Here is a 16640-nt window from a genome sequence, read left to right as displayed (position 1 = left end):
CGGCGTCAGGTGCGTAGCGCCGTTACTCCAGACGCGCGGTGAGGCGGTAGAAGCGGGTGGTCTGGACGGCGTTCTGGTTGTCGTCGCTGACCAGTAGCAGGCGCAGGCCGCCGCGGGTGCGGCCGGTGACCGCCAGGCCCTCGATGTTGTCGAGGAGCGGATTGGGCTGGGGCTGCTTCGCGGTGGCTCCGAGGGACGGGCAGTCGGCGATGTCGCCGAGGAGCGTCTTACGGACGAGCCGTACGCCGTCCTGGCCGGTCAGGGTGTCGATGCCGCTGGTGTCCGTGGCGTGCCGGAGGTCGGCCAGGTACAGCCGGACCGTGTTGCCGACACCCGAGGTGAAGCCGCGCTCCAGGACGAGGAGGCGGCCGTCGGGGGTGGCGGTGGCCTCGGAGACGCCCAGGCCGGTGTCGGTGCGGTAGCCGTACTGGGCGGAGAGCTGGAAGCCGCCCTTGGCGCGGTCCCAGGTCTGGAAGCGCACGATGCCGCTGGTGTCGCCGCTCAGGGAGCCTTCCATGGCGGCGAGCAGGGTGTGCCCGCCGGGCAGCAGGGTCAGGCCCTCGAAGGTCTGGTTCGAGGTGGCGCGGCCGGCGGGGGCGACCTTGAGCGCGTCCGGCACGGGGAGGCTGCCGAGCAGGGTGCCGTCCGGCTCGTAGCGGCGTATGGAGGGCTCGGTCTCGGAGGTGACCAGGCGTGTGCCGTCGCCGTTGACGACCAGCCCCTCGGAGTCGAGCGCGGCACCGTTCTCGTCGGCGAGCGGGACCACGCCGGTGGGCTGAAGGGTCTTGGCGTCCAGCGTGAAGAGCGAGGACCGGTCGGAGACCGCGGCGATCTGTCCGTCGCGGTCCACGGCGAGCGCGGAGAAGTTGCCGACGAACGTGCCCTCGTACGTCGTCTTGTCGAGCGCGTCGGAGAAGCTCTCGAGGGAGACGGAGGGCGAGCACGCGTTGCTGCCCTGGGCGGCGGTGGCGGGCCCGGCGGCGGTCAGGGAGGTGGCCGCCGCCAAGCCGGCGGTGACGGTGGCGAGTACGGATCTCAGGCGCATGCGGTCACGGTAGGACCCGTCGATGACTTGGGGGCGGACTCGCCGTGAATCACAGGAAGTTGAGATCAGCTCGCGGGAACCGCCACGAACGCCTCCTGCGGCGTGGACGTGGGCGTATAGCTCTGGGCGCTCGTGGAGGTGGTCGGCACCAGGTCCTTGTGGATGGCCTTGGCCACGCCCTGGATGGTGGTGACGCCGTAGTCCATGGTGCTGTTGCCGTGGGTGAGCACGGTGATCATGTAGTCGTGGCCGCCGCCCTTGAAGGTGCCCACGCTGTGCACCCGCCAGCCGTGCGTGGACCGCGACAGCCAGCCGTTCTTGACGTGCACGGAGACGGCGGAGGGCGCCCCGGCCGGCGTACCCCAGCGCTGCGAGGAGATGACCTTGCCCATCAGCTTCAGGATGTACGCGCGGGAGTTGTCGCTCAGGACGGAGTTCTTGGCGGTGATGAGCTGGAGCAGCTTCTGCTCGTCGTGGACGGTGATCTGGGTGAGTCCCCAGTAGCCGTTCGCGCCGGGCTTGGTCTGGGTCATCCCCGCGGCGGTGAGGAAGCCCTTCACCTTGGTCACGCCCAGCTGCTTCCACAGGGCCGTGGTCGCGGAGTTGTCGGACTTGGTGATCATGGCGGTGGCGAGGTCGTTCTCGCGCGTCGTGAGATACCGGTTGTGCTTCTTGGCGTCCCACAGCAGCGTGGCCAGCACGGTGACCTTGACGACGCTGGCCGAGTCGTACGCCGTGGTGCTCCGCAGGGAGCAAGTGGTCTTCGTCGTCCGGTCGTAGAGGCCGACCGCGATGGTGCCCTTGCGGTTCGCGAGCGCCGCGGTGATGTCCTTCTGCAGCTTGGCGGCCAGGCCCGCCTGGTTCGACGTACAGCTGACCGTCGGCGCCGTGGCGGCAGCGGCGGGTGCCGCGGCCGCCACGAACGGCACGAGCACCCCGGCCCCGAGGCTCACTGCGAGCACTCGGGCACCCCGGGATATCCGGTGAGTCATGGAGGCTTCCCATCCCCTTGAAGCGATACGCGTGCGCCACGGGCGCACTCGCCTCACTTGACTCGCAGGGATGACCGAAAGTTGTACGTGTGTTCAGTGGCGGCTCGTACGTGTGCTCAGCGGCGGCCGCGGAACGTGCGGCGCAGGTCGTCGACCCAGGCGTCCGGGATCTCCCAGGGGATGAAGTGGCCGCCGTTCTCGTGGGCGGTGAGATTGACGTGGTGGTACCAGTCGGCGCGGTCGCTGCCGAGCCAGTTCCGGACGCGCTGCTCGGTGGTGGTGACGCCGGGCGGGTTCTCGTGGCCGACGAAGGTGATGCCGGTGGGGGCCTCGATGACCGGCGTGCGGTCGTGGGAGGGGGCCCAGGGGTAGCGGTTGGCGTTGGCGTAGTAGCGCATCGAGGTTCCGATGGCGTTGTTCGCCCAGAAGATCGTGGCGTGGGTGAGGAGGTCGTCCTTGGAGAAGACGTTCTCCACGTCGCCGTGGTGGTCGCTCCAGTTGACCCAGCGCTCCAGGATCCAGGCCAGCAGACCGACCGGTGAGTCGGAGAGCCCGTAGGCGAGGGTGCTGGGGGCGAGGACATGGGCGGCGAGATGGACGGCGAAGCGCCGCTCCAGGGAGAGGAGTTGGCGCAGTGCGGGCTCGGGCAGGCCTTCGGGGATCGGGTGGCCGCCGCTGAGGTCCCAGGCCCGGTCGCCGTTGAAGAAGGTGAGTTTCTGGCCGGAGCCGATGTGGATGCCATGCAGCTCGGCGGCGTACTTGTGGCCGAGCTGGCCGGTGACGAGGGCGCCGACGTCGCAGCCGCCGGCGGCGTACTTCTCGTACCCGAGCGTGTCGGTCATCAAGGTGTGCCAGAGGTCGGCGACCTTCCAGAAGTTGATGTCGGGGTGGTCCGGCAGCGGGGTGGAGAAGCCGAAGCCGGGCAGCGAGGGGACGATGACGTCGAACGCGTCGGCCGGGTCGCCGCCGAAGGACGCGGGGTCGGCGAGCGGGTCGACGACCTTGGACCAGTGCCAGAAGGTCCACGGCCAGCCGTGCGTGAGGATGAGCGGCGTGGGGTCGGGACCGACGCCGGCTCTGCGCATGAAGTGGACCGGAACGCCGTCGACGCTCACCCGGTAGTGCTCGTAGGCGTTGATGGCGGCTTCGGCCTTGCGCCAGTCGTACTGGTGGAGCCAGTACTCGGCGAGTTCCTGGAGGTAGCCGCGGCCGACGCCGTAGGACCAGTCGTCGTTGCCCGCGTCGTCGGGCCATCTCGTGAGCCGCAGCCGCGCCTTGAGGTCGTCGAGGACGGAGTCGGGGACGTGGAGGGGCACGGGAGTCAGAGGGAAGCGCGCAGAGGCTGCCATGGGCCCAATGTATCAACGATTTATTTAATTTGCTTATACAATTCCCCTTGGCGCTCCCGGTGCAACTGACCCTCGACGCTTCAGCGCGACTGGCCCTTGATGCTTCAGCGCGACTGACCCTTGGCACTTGCGCGACTCAACCTTGGTCCAGTGCACAGCTCACCCCCAGGCGGAGCACAGTTCGCGCCCATCCGCCGCGGCCATGGTGCGATGGTGACATCTGCCACCGACCCACTGCCCGAGGCTCCGACGACCCCCCAGGCGCCGCCTCCACCGGCGCCCGCGGAGCCACCCCCCACGGCCCCCACGGCCCCCCGCTGGTCACTCCCCGCCCTGATCGCGATCATGGTGCTGGCCGCGGTGCTGTACTCCTGGAACCTGTCGGGCTCCAGCCTGAACACCTTCTACAGCTCGGCCGTACTCAGCGGCACGCAGAGCTGGAAGGCGTGGTTCTTCGGCTCGCTCGACGCGGGCAACTTCATCACCGTCGACAAACCGCCGTTCGCGCTCATGATCATGAGCCTGTTCTGCCGGGTCTTCGGCTTCGGCACCTGGCAGATGATGGTGCCCCAGATCGCGGCCGCGCTCGGCACGATCTGGATCCTGCACTCCTCCGTGAAGCGGGTCTTCGGGCACGCGGCGGCGGCCGTGGCCGCGCTCGTCCTCGCGCTGACCCCGATCACCGTCGCCATCAACCGTGACAACAACCCCGACACCCTCCTCGTCCTGCTGATGGTCGCGGCCGCGGCCCTGGGCCTGCGGGCCACCCGCGACGGCAAGCTGCTGCCGCTGCTCGGCTCGGCGGTGTGCTTCGGACTCGCCTTCAACACCAAGATGCTGCAGGGCTACATCGCCCTGCCCGCCGTCTTCGCCGTGTACCTGTACGCGTCGCACCTCGGCTGGGCGAAGAAGATCCGGAACCTGCTGCTCGCGGCCGTGGCGCTGGCCGTGTCCAGCTTCTGGTGGGCGGCGGCCGTGTCGCTGGTGCCCGCCGCCGACCGCCCGTACATCGGCGGTTCGACGGACGGCAGCGCCTGGGACCTGATCATGGGCTACAACGGCCTGGGCCGGGTCCTCGGCGGCGAGGGCAACGGCGGAGGCGGCGGCGCGGGAGGCGGGGGCGGCGGCACCTTCGCCGGTACCGCGGGCCTCGGCCGCATGTTCAACGACATCCTCGGCGGCCAGATCTCCTGGCTGCTCCCCTTCGCGGGCATCGCGCTCGTAGGCGGCCTGGTGCTGTGCGGCCGCGCTTCGCGCACCGACCAGAAGCGCGCCGCGCTGGTGCTGTGGGGCGGCTGGACCGTGCTGCACTACCTGACGTTCAGCATGGCCGAGGGCACCATGCACCCGTACTACACGACCGCGCTCGCCCCCGGCATCGCGGTCCTCACCGGCGCGGGCGGCGTGATGCTGCTGCGCGCCTTCCGCAGCGGTGACGCGCGCTGGTCCTGGGTGCTGCCCGCCGGGTTCGCGGTCACCGGCGTCTGGGCGATCGTGCTGCTGCGCCGGGCCTCCGGCTGGAACACCTGGCTGTGGCCGGCCATCGCGGTGGTCATGGTGGTGGCGATCGTGGGCCTGTTCGTCTTCCGCACCGGCTCCGGCAACGACTCCGGCTCCGGAAACGGCTCCGGCTCCGGCTCCGGCTCCGGCAACCGCGCGCGGTTGCTCGCCCTGTCCGTGGCCGCGGCGGTCGTGGCGGCCCTCGCGGGCCCGGCGGCGTACGCGGTCGCCACTCCCGCGAGTTCGGGCGGCGGCGGCATGGGCGGCACCAACCCGACCGCGGGACCGTCCACCGGCAGCGGCTTCGGCGGCGGTGGTCCCGGCGGCGGCCGGGGCGGCAACGGCGCTCCGGGCGGCGGCGAAGCGCCCGGCGGCACCCAGCAGGGCGGCCAGGAAGGCGGCTTCCCGGGCGGCACCGAGGCCGGGGGCGAGCTGCCCGGCGGCGGCGAGATGACGCCCGGCGGTGGCGGCACCGGTGAAATGCCCCAGGGCGGCGCCCCCGGCGGCGAGAACGGCACGCCCCCGGGCGGCACCGGCACCGGCACCGACGGTCAGCGCGGCGGCGCGGGCGGCTTCGGCGGAGGCGGCATGGGCGGCACCACCAGCAGCGAGCTGGTCTCGTACCTGGAGAAGCACCAGGACGGCGCCAAGTGGATCCTGGCGGTGTCCAACTCGCAGAGCGCCTCGCAGCTGATCGTGAGCACCGGCAAGCCCGTCATCTCCATGTGGGGCTTCACCGGCTCCGACAAGGCCATGACGCTCGCCAAGCTCAAGGAGCTGGTGAAGAAGGGCGAGTTGCACTACATCCAGGTCGGCGGCAGCGGGGGCATGGGCGGCAACAACACCCTCAGCTCGCAGATCACCGCCTGGGTGGAGAAGAACGGCACGGCCGTGAAGGAGAGCGCGTACAGCAAGAGCACGACGTCGGACTCGAGCACCGAGTCCGGGTCGGACTCGAACGCGCAGAGCGGCCAGACGACTTCGACGCTCTACCGCCTGGACGCGTCGGACGTCGGCTGACGCCGGCCGACGCCTTCCGCTACGGCCGCGGCCTCTGACCACGCCTGGTCAGGGGCCGTTCCCGTGCCGAAGCAGTGCCGCTTCCCGTCCCGTACGAGGCAGGCCTGTACGTGGTCCAGGTCGCGCCGGGCGACGGCGGTCATCGGGGTGGAGAGGGAACCCTTGGCGTCGTACTTGTCCCTGACCTCGGCCTCCTGTGTGGCATGGCGCGGGGCGAGGATCTCGACACGGTCCCCCACGTTGCCCAGATCGATACGCGCCCACACCGTGCCGCAGGGGGCACCGCGCCGGATCTTGACCACGGTTCCGCCGGGGAAGCGCTGTTGGCGCAGGGTTGTCGGTACGGGGTCGACACCGCACCCGTACTCCTCGGGGTCCTTGCCCGTGCAGCCGCCGCCGTGGCAGCCCTTCGACAGCGAGGCGGGCGCCGAGGCCGAGGTTGTGCCGTGCGCGCGTGGGCCGTCATCGGCGCCGAAGGTGCCGCTGGTCACCAGCAGCACGGAGACCGTACCGACGGCCAGGCCGCTCAGGACTCCGGCGAGGGGGCCGGGGCGGAGGCACCTGGCGAAGCGGCCGCCGTCAGGGGGCGGGGGCGGGTCGGCCCGTGAAGGCGACGGCGACGCCTCGGGCGGCGGCCGGTCGCCCGCGCGACCGCTCCACGCGGCATCGGCCAGCTCCCACAGGGCGAGCGGCCTGCCGGGCTCCGCACCCGCCAGCACGCACAACTCCTCGACAGCCTGCCGGGGCGGGACCGTCCTGCCGTTGAGATAGCGCTCCCAGGACGACTTGCTGTACGGCGTCTTCGCCGCCAGCGCGGCCAGGCTCAGGCCCGTACGCGCGCGCAGCCCGCGCAGTGTCTCCGTCAGCCGGACGCACTCCACCGGCCGGTCTCCTGACGTCATTTCCGCAGCACCCTCCAGGTGTCCTCGCCGACCACCCCGTCCACGACGAGGTGCGCCCTGTCCTGCATCCGCTCGACCGCGCGCTCGGTGCGGGGGCCGTACAGTCCATCGGCGATCCCCGGTGAGAAGCCGTGGTGGCGCAGCAGGCACTGGGCCTCGACGACGGGCCACTGCGCGGACTGCGGTCCGATCAGGGCCGTACGGGTCCTGCTGTATCCCGCGTACAGCAGGCCGTTCTTGTCCCGGCGCACCGTGCAGGGGTGGTCCTGGCCGGTCTTGAACACGAACTCCCCTGTCCTTGAGGCGCTACCGGAGGCTTTCGCGGAAGCGTTCCCGGTGGCGTTCTCCGAGGGCGCGACCGCCACCAGCACGGTCAGGGCGGCCAGCGCGGCCCCGGCGGCCGCCGACACGAAGACGAGAACCCATCGCCTCCGCACCCGGCGTTCCGCCGGCCGCGGCCCGCCCCGGTCACCGTCCTCCCCCTCGCCATCCCCGTCACCGCCCGCTTCCACCGCCGCCTCGGGCACGGCCACGTCGTGCACCGCCACCTCGTGCAGCGCGAGCAGCCGTGCCGGGTCGGTGTCGCAGGCGTGGGCGAGGGCCGCCACCGCCTGCTGCGGTGGCAGTGCCTTGCCGTTGAGATAGCGGTCCCAGGAGGAACGGCTGTACCCCGTTCTGGCGGCCAGTGCCTCCAGGCTGAGTCCGCTGTGGTCCTTGGCTCGGCGCAGATGTATGACGAGCTGTCGCACACGCGAGTCCAGCGAGGCCGGCAGCTGTTTCCAACGAGACATGCTCCACCCCATGTCTGTTCGCAGCTCCCTGTCAAAGATGCCCTATGACGGGGCTTCAGTTCCCGTGACCGACAACCGGGCAGAGCGATTCCGGCCGCGGTGGAGCCGCCCGGCGTCCCGTCGCCGCCTCGTCGCGCAGGACGTCCACGCAGGTCAGCGGGTGGGACGTCCCGCAGTGGTGGCATCTCCCCAAACACCCTGTTCTGACCAGGAGTTGGCGCGGCACTGTCGGTAGTGCACAACGGGCGGCGCGGTCCACCCCGCGCCGCCCCCGCACACCTACCGAACAGAACACGACGGGGAGCCACTCATGGCCATCAGCACACCGCGCACATACATCGGCGTAGGCATCGCCTCGCTCGCCCTGCTGGGCGGCGCGGCGACCGGCGTCGCCAACGCCACCACCGCCACCGACAGCTCCGGCGGTTCCGCTTCGGGCAGCTCCGCGAGCGTCCTGCACGAGCGCACCACCGCCCTCAACTCCAGCACTGCCGGACTGAAGGCCGCGGACAGCTCGCTCGCGAAGACCTGCACGTACCAGAACGGCTTCGGCTTCTCCTGCGGCTACTACAAGGGCCACCGGACGGTCGGCACCGGGAGCCGCGGCAACGCCGTCAAGGAAGTCCAGGCACTGATCAACCAGACCACCGACTACCCCCACCACCTGACCGTCGACGGCAAGTTCGGCCAGAAGACCAAGAGCGGCGTGGTGTGGTTCCAGAAGAAGTACCACGTCAAGCCCTACGACGGGATCGTCGGCCCGAAGACCTGGAAGGAACTCCGACTGAAGTAACACGGCAGCCCCACGGACCCACCACCACCGTCCGTCCGGCAGTCCGTCCGGCACACCGCGGCCCGTCCTCCCGGGGGAAGGACGGGCCGCCAAATCATGTACAGAACGCGGGACTTGACCGTTCCCGACACACAAACGACTCCTCCCGTTCACTCAGCGAAACACATGTCCATGTCACGCTCCGGTTGGCCGCTCATTCAACCCGCGTAGATCGGACTCCCCCAGATGCCCGCCACGCAGATACGCCGCTGGAAAACGCTGGCGCTTGCCACCTCCGCCGTGCTCGTCGGCCTCACCATGCCGGCGGTGACCGCGACTCCCGCGAGCGCCACGACGACCGCGTACGACAGCACGTACTACAAGAACGCGGTCGGCAAGACCGGGACGAGCCTGAAGTCCTCGCTGCACACCATCATCAGCACCGGCGTGACGAAGCTGTCGTACTCGGCGCTCTGGGACGCGCTGAAGGTGACGGACCAGGACCCGAACAACAGCAGCAACGTGGTCCTGCTGTACTCCGGCCTCTCCCGCAGCAAGACCCTCAACGGCGGCGACGTGGGCGACTGGAACCGCGAGCACGTGTGGGCGATCTCCCACGGCAACCTGACCACCTCGACCGGCCCCGGCACGGACCTGCACCACATCCGCCCCGAGGACGTGCAGGTCAACGGCATCCGCGGCAACAAGGACTTCGACGAGGGCGGCAGTACCTTCACCAACGCGGGCGGCAGCCTCACCGACTCCGACTCCTTCGAGCCGCGTGACGCCGTCAAGGGCGACGTGGCCCGCATGATCCTCTACATGGCGGTCCGCTACGAGGGCGACGACGGCTTCGCCGACCTGGAGCCCGACGACATCGTCGGCAACGGCAGCACCGCCTTCATGGGCAAGCTCTCCGTCCTCAAGCAGTGGAGCGACGAGGACCCGCCGAGCGCGTTCGAGGAGAACCGCAACCAGGTCATCTACGACACCTACCAGCACAACCGCAACCCGTTCATCGACCACCCGGAGTGGGTGGACGCGATCTGGTAGACGGCCGTGACGGGCTGAACTCCTCTGTTGTTCATAGGGAGTTCAGCCCGTCATCCGTCATGATCTGCGGCATGAGACAGCGCATGGACCTGGACCTGGAACTGGCCACCCTGACGCTGGCGGAGCACCGCGCGCGCTGGCTGACCGACCAGTGCTTCGTGTCTCCCGTCGCACACACCGCGGACCGGCTGGGAGTACAGGTCGCCCACGCCGGCTGGAGCGTCCGGCTCGTGGTCGAGCTGGAGCACACGGGGTGGGCGCATCTCCACTTCCTCACGGACACCGAGGGCGTGCAGGAGCGCTGGCGGGTCCGGTCCCTCGCCCGCTGGGACGCCCTGCTCGACCAGACCGTCGCGCGGGCCTCGCGCCTGCGCCTGGTACACGCCCAGCTGGTGGCCCGCACCTGCACGACGGGGTGGCTGGACTGGATCCACGGGGAGCTGTGGCTGCTGCCGACCAGCCTGGTCCGGGTACGCAGTGGGCTGCTGGACTCGGTGGCGAACTCCTTCGGGTCCGGCCTGACGGCGCGGAACCCGGGCCGCCCCATCACCTACGACCCGATGGCCGTCCTGGCCGGTCACCGCACCAACAGAATCATCCCCTTCGACGGTATCGAGAGCGCACGTCTGCACGGCGGTCTCTCCGCGTCGGGCCTGACCGTCGCGATGACCGACGGCACGCGCCACAAGCTCCTGTGGATGTCGTCCGAGCCCGCCCGCCGCCTGCTGACGGACCGCCTCCTCCCGGTACTGGGCGCCCGGCTCACCGTGTGACGACTGCCCGGCCGGCCGGGCACCAGGGGCTCGGCACTCATCCCCTCCGCAACGCGAACCACAACTCCATCCGTACGTCGGGATCGTCGAGGTCTGCCTCCAGCAACGCCGCACACCGTGCGATGCGTTGGCGGACGGTGTTGCGATGGACGGCCAGCGCCACCGCCGTACGGTCCCAACTGCCGTGCAGGGAGAGCCAGGTGCGGAGGGTCTCGGTGAGGGCCGGGGTCGCGGCGATGGGTGCGAGGAGGGCGCGGGCGTGCGCCTCGGCGTCGGACGGGGGGATGAGGTCCGCGAAGGCGGGACGCTCTCCGTGGCGGACCAGTGCCGTACGGGTCGCGCGGGCGCGGGCCAGGGCGCGGGCGGCCTGGGTGTCGGCGGCCGCCCACTCGTGCGGGCCGACGGGGGCGCTGACCCCGCAGGTCCAGCCCGCCTGCGCGGTGGGCTCGCGGTCGCCGGGGACGAGGACGCGTACGACGTCGCCGCCCGTGTCGACCAGCGCGGAGCCGAGCGCCGCCCCCAGCGCGGACGCGGCGACGGCGTCCGGCGCGGGGCCGTCCCCGGCGGGCCGCGCGTGCACGACGACCCACCGCTCCCCGCCCAGCAACGGCGCGACCGCCTCCGGCGCGGCCCCCAGCAGCAACCGCACGAGCGCCGCCGACCGCGCCGCCCCGCTGCCGCTCTGGTGCTCCCCGGTGAGGAGCGAGAGGAGCACGGCCGCCACGGAAGCGATCGTGTGATCACCGGGGTCACGGCGCGGCGCCCCTACGCCGAGCACGAAGCCCTGCCCGGCACCGAGTGCGTACGCGGCAAGGTGAACGCCACCAACGGTGTCGCTCGCCGAGGCGGGGACGGGCCCCCGCCCCTTCCCCGGCCGCACGACAGCGGCGAGCTCGGCGAGGGCTTGGGCGGTCGGGGGCTGCGCGGCCTCGGGCTGCATGGTCGGGGGCTGGGCGGCAGCGGGCTGCCCGGCCGGAGGCTGCACAGCCAAGGGCTGCGTGGTTGGGGCCTGCCCGGTCGAGAGCCCGGTCGAGACCTGCCCGGCGGGCGCCTGCACAGCCGGAGCCTGCCCGACCGGAGCCTGCCCGGCGGGAGCCTGCACAGTCTGAGGCTGCGTGGTCGGGGCATGCCCCGCCGGGGCCCGCCCGGCCGGAGCCCGACCGACGGCCCCCTCCACCGCCCTCCCCGCACGCGTCAGCTCCCCCCCGTCCGGCCCGTACAGCACGGCCCAGCCCCCCACCCGCTGGGCGAGCTGTCGCAACACCGCGGGTACCGGGTCCGGGCGGGCCGCGGCCGCGGCGAGGCTCTGCTGGGCCTCCGTGACGCGGCGCAGCTCTGCAAGGCGGGCCTGGGCCATGAGCTGCCAGACGGCGCGGGCCACGCCCGAGAAGGTGGTCTGGGGCGGGACCTCCAGGAGGGGGAGGCCGTATGTGTCGCAGGCCGCGACCAGCGCGCGCGGGACCGTGTCGTGGACCGGTACGAGGCCGAAGCCGAGGGCCGCGCCGCCCGCGGCGACGATGCGGGAGACGTAGTCGTCGAAGTACGTGCCGGAGCCCGCGGCCTCGGGGATGTGGACCCCGGCGGTCAGCAGCAGCTCGCCGCCCAGCAGGTAGGGGTACGGGTCCGCCATCTCCGACGTGTGCGCCCAGTGGATCACCGTGTCGGGGTCGGACGGGCCCGCGATCTGCCGCAGGCCCAGGTCGTCCCGGGCCAGGAGGGCGGAGAGCGGGACGGGTGGGGTGGGCGGGACGGGTGGGGCAGGTGGGGCGGATGCGTCCGGCATGGTGGACATTCCCTCCATCCGGTTCAGCGACACTGGATGAAACGTACACTTCAGAGTCGCCTTCCGGCCACCTAGGGTCAGTGCCGTCGGCAGCCGCGGGTACGGGCGTATGTCCCCGCGATCCGCTGCCGCAACCGGTGGCCGAGCCGCTGCCGGTCCCCCGGCCGGGCACCGCTCCCGACCGCGTCCCCATCTGCACGACACGCCACCGAGAGTGCGCGAAGGAGGGCCTCACATGGCCGTCGACTACACAGTGATCGTCGTCTATCTGGCCGGCATGCTGGCCATGGGCTGGTGGGGCATGCGCCGCGCCAAGTCGAAGAGCGAGTTCCTCGTCGCGGGGCGGCGCCTCGGGCCCGCCATGTACTCCGGCACCATGGCCGCGATCGTGCTGGGAGGCGCGTCCACCATCGGTGGCGTCGGCCTCGGTTACCAGTACGGGCTCTCCGGCGCCTGGATGGTCTTCACCATCGGCCTCGGTCTCCTCGCCCTCTCCATCTTCTTCTCCGCGCGCATCGCCCGCCTGAAGGTCTACACCGTCTCCGAGATGCTGGACCTCCGCTACGGCGGCCGGGCGGGTGTCATCTCCGGCGTCGTCATGTGGGCGTACACCCTCATGCTCGCGGTCACCTCGACCATCGCGTACGCCACGATCTTCGACGTCCTCTTCGACATGAACCGGACGCTCGCGATCATCCTCGGCGGCTCGATCGTCGTCGCGTACTCCACACTCGGCGGCATGTGGTCGATCACCCTCACCGACATGGTGCAGTTCGTGGTGAAGACCGTCGGCGTGCTGCTCCTCCTCCTCCCCATCGCGGTCATCAAGGCCGGTGGGTTCAGCGCGATGAAGGCCAAGCTGCCCACCGAGTACTTCGACCCGCTGGGCATCGGCGGCGAGACGATCTTCACGTACGTGCTGATCTACACGTTCGGCATGCTGATCGGCCAGGACATCTGGCAGCGCGTGTTCACCGCGCGCAGCGACACCACGGCGAAGTGGGGCGGCACGGTCGCGGGCACGTACTGCCTGGTGTACGCCCTCGCCGGCGCCGTCATCGGTACGGCCGCCAAGGTGATCTACCCGACGCTGCCCAGCGCCGACACCGCCTTCGCGACCATCGTCAAGGACGAACTCCCGGTCGGCGTACGCGGACTGGTGCTCGCTGCGGCGCTCGCGGCCGTCATGTCCACCTCCTCCGGTGCCCTCATCGCCTGCGCCACCGTCGCCAACAACGACATCTGGTCGAAGCTGCGCGGGGTGGTGAAGCGCGATGGCGAGGAGCACGACGAGGTCAAGGGCAACCGGGTCTTCATCCTGATCATGGGCGTCGCGGTGATCTGTACGGCGATCGCGCTCAACAACGTCGTCGAGGCGCTGACCGTCGCGTACAACCTGCTCGTCGGCGGCCTGCTCGTCCCGATCCTCGGCGGTCTGCTGTGGAAGCGCGGCACCGCGCAGGGCGCGCTCGCCTCCGTCGTGGTCGGCGGCCTCGCGGTCATCGGCCTGATGGCGACGTACGGCATCCTGGCGAACGAGCCCGTGTACTACGGCCTGCTGTCCTCGCTGGTCGCGTACGTGGTCGTCTCGCTGGCGACGCCCGCGACCGACGCCGCCGTACTGGCCGCCTGGCGGGAGCGCCTGGCCGGGCGCGGCGCGGACGCCGAGGCCGAGGCCGCGCCGGAGACGGCGGCCGTGGGCGCCTAGCGCCCGAGGAACTTCGGTCCGGCCGCCCGTACCCCCGCGGCGGCCGGACCGAATGGGCCCTGTCAGTGGGGTCCACGACACTGGAAGACGCATCACCCGCACCATCTGGAGGAGTCCGACGATGAGCAGCACCGAGAACCCGGCAGCAGGCGGCAGCCAGCCACGCGGCCCCGTCGACTCGTCCCGCATTCCGCGGTACGCGGGCCCCGCGACCTTCGCCCGGCTGCCGCGCCTCGACGAGGTCGGCACCGCGGACGTCGCCGTGGTCGGCGTGCCCTTCGACTCCGGCGTCTCCTACCGTCCGGGCGCCCGCTTCGGCGGCAACGCGATCCGTGAGGCGTCCCGCCTGCTGCGCCCCTACAACCCGGCGCAGGACGCCTCCCCCTTCGCCCTCGCGCAGGTCGCGGACGCCGGTGACATCGCCGCGAACCCGTTCAACATCAACGAGGCCGTGGAGACGGTGGAGGCGGCGGCCGACGAGCTGCTCGGCACCGGAGCCCGCCTGATGACCCTCGGCGGCGACCACACCATCGCGCTGCCCCTGCTGCGCTCCGTCGCCAAGAAGCACGGCCCGGTCGCGCTCCTCCACTTCGACGCGCACCTCGACACCTGGGACACGTACTTCGGCGCCGAGTACACGCACGGCACCCCGTTCCGCCGCGCCGTCGAGGAGGGCATCCTCGACACCTCCGCCCTCTCGCACGTCGGCACCCGCGGCCCGCTGTACGGCAAGCAGGACCTCACCGACGACGAGAAGATGGGCTTCGGCATCGTCACCTCGGCGGACATCTACCGCCGCGGCGCCGACGAGGTCGCCGACCAGCTGCGCCAGCGCATCGGCAACCGCCCGCTGTACATATCCATCGACATCGACTGCCTCGACCCGGCGCACGCGCCCGGCACGGGAACGCCGGAGGCGGGCGGCATGACCTCCCGCGAACTCCTGGAGATCCTGCGGGGGCTGGCGTCCTGCAACCTGGTCTCCGCGGACGTCGTCGAGGTCGCACCCGCGTACGACCACGCCGAGATCACCGCCGTCGCCGCGTCCCACACGGCGTACGAACTGACCACGATCATGTCCCGCCAGATCGCCGCGGCGAAGGCTTCGGAGGCCGAGAACAAGTGACTCACGACCACGACCTGGTTCTCCGTCCGTCGGCGGCACAGACGGAGGCCGCGCTGAACACTCCCCCCGGCCGCAATGGCGGAGACCTGGTCGTGGAGACCCTCACCGGTCTCGGCGCGACGACCGTCTTCGGCCTGCCCGGCCAGCACGCCCTGGGCATGTTCGACGCCCTGCGCCGCTCGTCGCTCCAGTACGTCGGCCTGCGCGTCGAGAACAACGCGGGGTTCGCGGCGGACGCGTACGGCCGCATCACGGGTGAGGCGGCCCCGCTGCTGCTGTCCACCGGCCCGGGTGCCCTCACCTCCCTGGCCGCGCTCCAGGAGGCAGCCGCCGCCTCGGCCCCCGTCCTGGCCATCAGCAGCCAGATCCCCACCGCCGGGCTCGGCGGCGGCCGCCACGGCTATCTGCACGAACTCCCCGACCAGCAGGCGTCGTTCAGGGGCGTGGTGAAGTCCGTGCACACGGTCCGCACCCAGTCCCAGATCCCGTCGGCGATCGCGGCGGCCTGGGAGTCGGCGCTCACCGCTCCGCACGGCCCGGTGTGGGTGGAGATCCCCCAGGACGTCCTCCTCTCCGAGACGCACCTGCCGGTGGTGACGGCGATGGACGCGACGCCGGAGGAAGTGGTCCCGCGCCCCGAACTGACAGCGGTGGCAGCCCACTTGCTGTCTTCCGCGGAACGCCCCGCGATCATCGCGGGCGGCGGCGTCGTACGGGCGGACGCGTCCGGAAAGCTGCGTCAGCTCGCCGAGAAACTGGCCGCCCCGGTGGTCACCACCTTCGGCGGCAAGGGCGCCTTCCCCTGGGAACACCCGCTCTCCCTCCAGTCCTGGCTGGAGGACCGCCACACGACGGACTTCCTGGAGGACGCGGACGTACTCCTGGTGGTCGGCTCGGGTCTGGGCGAACTCTCCTCCAACTACCACACGTTCAAGCCCCGGGGCCGGGTCATCCAGATCGAGGCCGACCTCGGCAAGCTGGAGTCCAACCACCCGGCGCTGGGCATCCACGCGGACGCGCGACTGGCGCTGCAGGCGCTCCTCGAGACGGTCGAGGAGCGCACGGACCCGACGGCCGCGGACCGCGTCAGCACGGTGCTGTCGAAGGTCGCCGATCGCATCGCCGCCCAGGAACTCACCCTGGAACAGGAGGTGTTGGCGTCCGTCCGCCGCGCCCTCCCGTCCACGTCCCCGTCCTTCTGGGACATGACGATCCTCGCCTACTGGGCATGGTCGGCCTTCGACCCGCGTGGGGCGAACACCATGCACTCGGCGCAGGGCGCGGGCGGCCTCGGCTACGGCTTCCCGGCGGCGCTGGGCGCGGCGGCGGCCGACCCGACCCGCCCAGTCCTCGCGGTCTCCGGCGACGGCGGCGCGTTGTACTCCATCGCCGAACTGGCCACGGCCAGGCAGTACGACCTGAACGTCACCTGGCTCATCGTCGACGACGGCGGCTACGGCATCCTCCGCGAGTACATGACGGACGCCTTCGGCCAGCCCACCGCCACGGAGCTGGCCCGCCCGGACTACGTCGCCCTCGCCGAGTCCTTCGGCGTCCCGGGCGTGCGCACGACCCCCGAGACCCTGGAGGAAGACCTGTTGAAGGCCCTGGCGGCCCCCGGTCCTTCGGTGGTGCTGCTCCCGGCGGTCCTGCGGATGTTCGCACCGACGCACCTGAGCTGACGGATGCCTGGTCGCTGAGGGCCTGGTCGTGCATCGGTCGGATGTCCGACGCAGGACCGGGTCTCCCTTCCCAGGCCCGCGGAACCGGCCGCGGCGGGAACCGATTTCACGCTCAGCCACCGAGTGACCCGCATCCCAGCGCTC

At 71.3% G+C, this 16640-nt stretch carries 13 protein-coding genes; 7 read left to right on the top strand and 6 right to left on the bottom strand.

The window, feature by feature from the left end; all coding sequences use genetic code 11:
• Nucleotides 1-22: 22 nt before the first annotated feature.
• The 3 genes from ACZ4WS_RS26205 to ACZ4WS_RS26195 form a co-directional block, all read right to left on the bottom strand.
• Complete coding sequence (locus ACZ4WS_RS26205) at nt 23-1045, bottom strand: esterase-like activity of phytase family protein (RefSeq protein WP_467983904.1); 1023 nt, start codon at nt 1043-1045, stop codon at nt 23-25.
• Nucleotides 1046-1110: 65 nt separating this feature from the next.
• Nucleotides 1111-2037: a serine hydrolase gene (locus ACZ4WS_RS26200; RefSeq protein WP_467983902.1), complete on the bottom strand. Its 927-nt coding sequence runs from the start codon at nt 2035-2037 to the stop codon at nt 1111-1113.
• A 116-nt stretch (nt 2038-2153) separates the two neighbouring features.
• Nucleotides 2154-3386: an epoxide hydrolase family protein gene (locus ACZ4WS_RS26195; RefSeq protein WP_467983900.1), complete on the bottom strand. Its 1233-nt coding sequence runs from the start codon at nt 3384-3386 to the stop codon at nt 2154-2156.
• Nucleotides 3387-3599: 213 nt separating this feature from the next.
• Between ACZ4WS_RS26195 and ACZ4WS_RS26190 the strand changes: the two genes are divergently transcribed.
• Nucleotides 3600-5906, top strand: coding sequence for a glycosyltransferase family 39 protein (locus ACZ4WS_RS26190; RefSeq protein WP_467984033.1), 2307 nt, complete (start codon nt 3600-3602; stop codon nt 5904-5906).
• Here the strand turns inward: ACZ4WS_RS26190 and ACZ4WS_RS26185 are convergent.
• Both ACZ4WS_RS26185 and ACZ4WS_RS26180 read right to left on the bottom strand, forming a co-directional pair.
• Nucleotides 5876-6808, bottom strand: a complete 933-nt coding sequence (locus ACZ4WS_RS26185) for a helix-turn-helix domain-containing protein (protein ID WP_467983898.1) — start codon at nt 6806-6808, stop codon at nt 5876-5878. The genes ACZ4WS_RS26190 and ACZ4WS_RS26185 overlap by 31 nt on opposite strands.
• Nucleotides 6805-7599 carry a helix-turn-helix domain-containing protein gene (locus ACZ4WS_RS26180; protein WP_467983896.1) on the bottom strand — a complete coding sequence of 265 codons (795 nt, stop codon included), beginning with the start codon at nt 7597-7599 and terminating at the stop codon, nt 6805-6807. The genes ACZ4WS_RS26185 and ACZ4WS_RS26180 overlap by 4 nt, the downstream gene beginning before the upstream one ends.
• Nucleotides 7600-7909: 310 nt before the next feature.
• Between ACZ4WS_RS26180 and ACZ4WS_RS26175 the strand changes: the two genes are divergently transcribed.
• From ACZ4WS_RS26175 to ACZ4WS_RS26165, 3 genes are all read left to right on the top strand, one after another.
• Nucleotides 7910-8392 carry a peptidoglycan-binding domain-containing protein gene (locus tag ACZ4WS_RS26175; protein ID WP_467983894.1) on the top strand — a complete coding sequence of 161 codons (483 nt, stop codon included), beginning with the start codon at nt 7910-7912 and terminating at the stop codon, nt 8390-8392.
• Between the two features lie 225 nt (nt 8393-8617).
• Nucleotides 8618-9424: an endonuclease I family protein gene (locus tag ACZ4WS_RS26170; RefSeq protein WP_467983892.1), complete on the top strand. Its 807-nt coding sequence runs from the start codon at nt 8618-8620 to the stop codon at nt 9422-9424.
• A 71-nt stretch (nt 9425-9495) separates the two neighbouring features.
• Nucleotides 9496-10197, top strand: a complete 702-nt coding sequence (locus tag ACZ4WS_RS26165; protein WP_467983890.1) for a hypothetical protein — start codon at nt 9496-9498, stop codon at nt 10195-10197.
• A 37-nt stretch (nt 10198-10234) separates the two neighbouring features.
• On the opposite strand, the gene ACZ4WS_RS26160 is transcribed toward ACZ4WS_RS26165, so the two are convergent.
• The gene (locus ACZ4WS_RS26160; protein ID WP_467983888.1) at nt 10235-11980 is read right to left on the bottom strand and encodes a PucR family transcriptional regulator; all 1746 of its coding nucleotides are present in this window, start codon (nt 11978-11980) and stop codon (nt 10235-10237) included.
• Nucleotides 11981-12215: 235 nt separating this feature from the next.
• Between ACZ4WS_RS26160 and ACZ4WS_RS26155 the strand changes: the two genes are divergently transcribed.
• The 3 genes from ACZ4WS_RS26155 (at nt 12216) to ACZ4WS_RS26145 (ending at nt 16496) form a co-directional block, all read left to right on the top strand.
• Nucleotides 12216-13688 (top strand): sodium:solute symporter family protein, encoded by a 1473-nt coding sequence (locus tag ACZ4WS_RS26155; protein ID WP_467983886.1) that lies wholly within the window; start codon nt 12216-12218, stop codon nt 13686-13688.
• Between the two features lie 121 nt (nt 13689-13809).
• On the top strand, nt 13810-14814 hold the full coding sequence (gene speB, locus ACZ4WS_RS26150; RefSeq protein ID WP_467983884.1) for an agmatinase: 1005 nt from the start codon (nt 13810-13812) through the stop codon (nt 14812-14814).
• Complete coding sequence (locus ACZ4WS_RS26145) at nt 14811-16496, top strand: thiamine pyrophosphate-binding protein (RefSeq protein WP_467983882.1); 1686 nt, start codon at nt 14811-14813, stop codon at nt 16494-16496. Before speB ends, ACZ4WS_RS26145 begins: the two co-directional genes overlap by 4 nt.
• Nucleotides 16497-16640: the final 144 nt, after the last annotated feature.

This window comes from Streptomyces sp. NPDC029292 (assembly GCF_055569295.1).
Note: the sequence above shows the minus strand (reverse complement) of the source record. Positions and strands in the feature narration are given on the sequence as shown.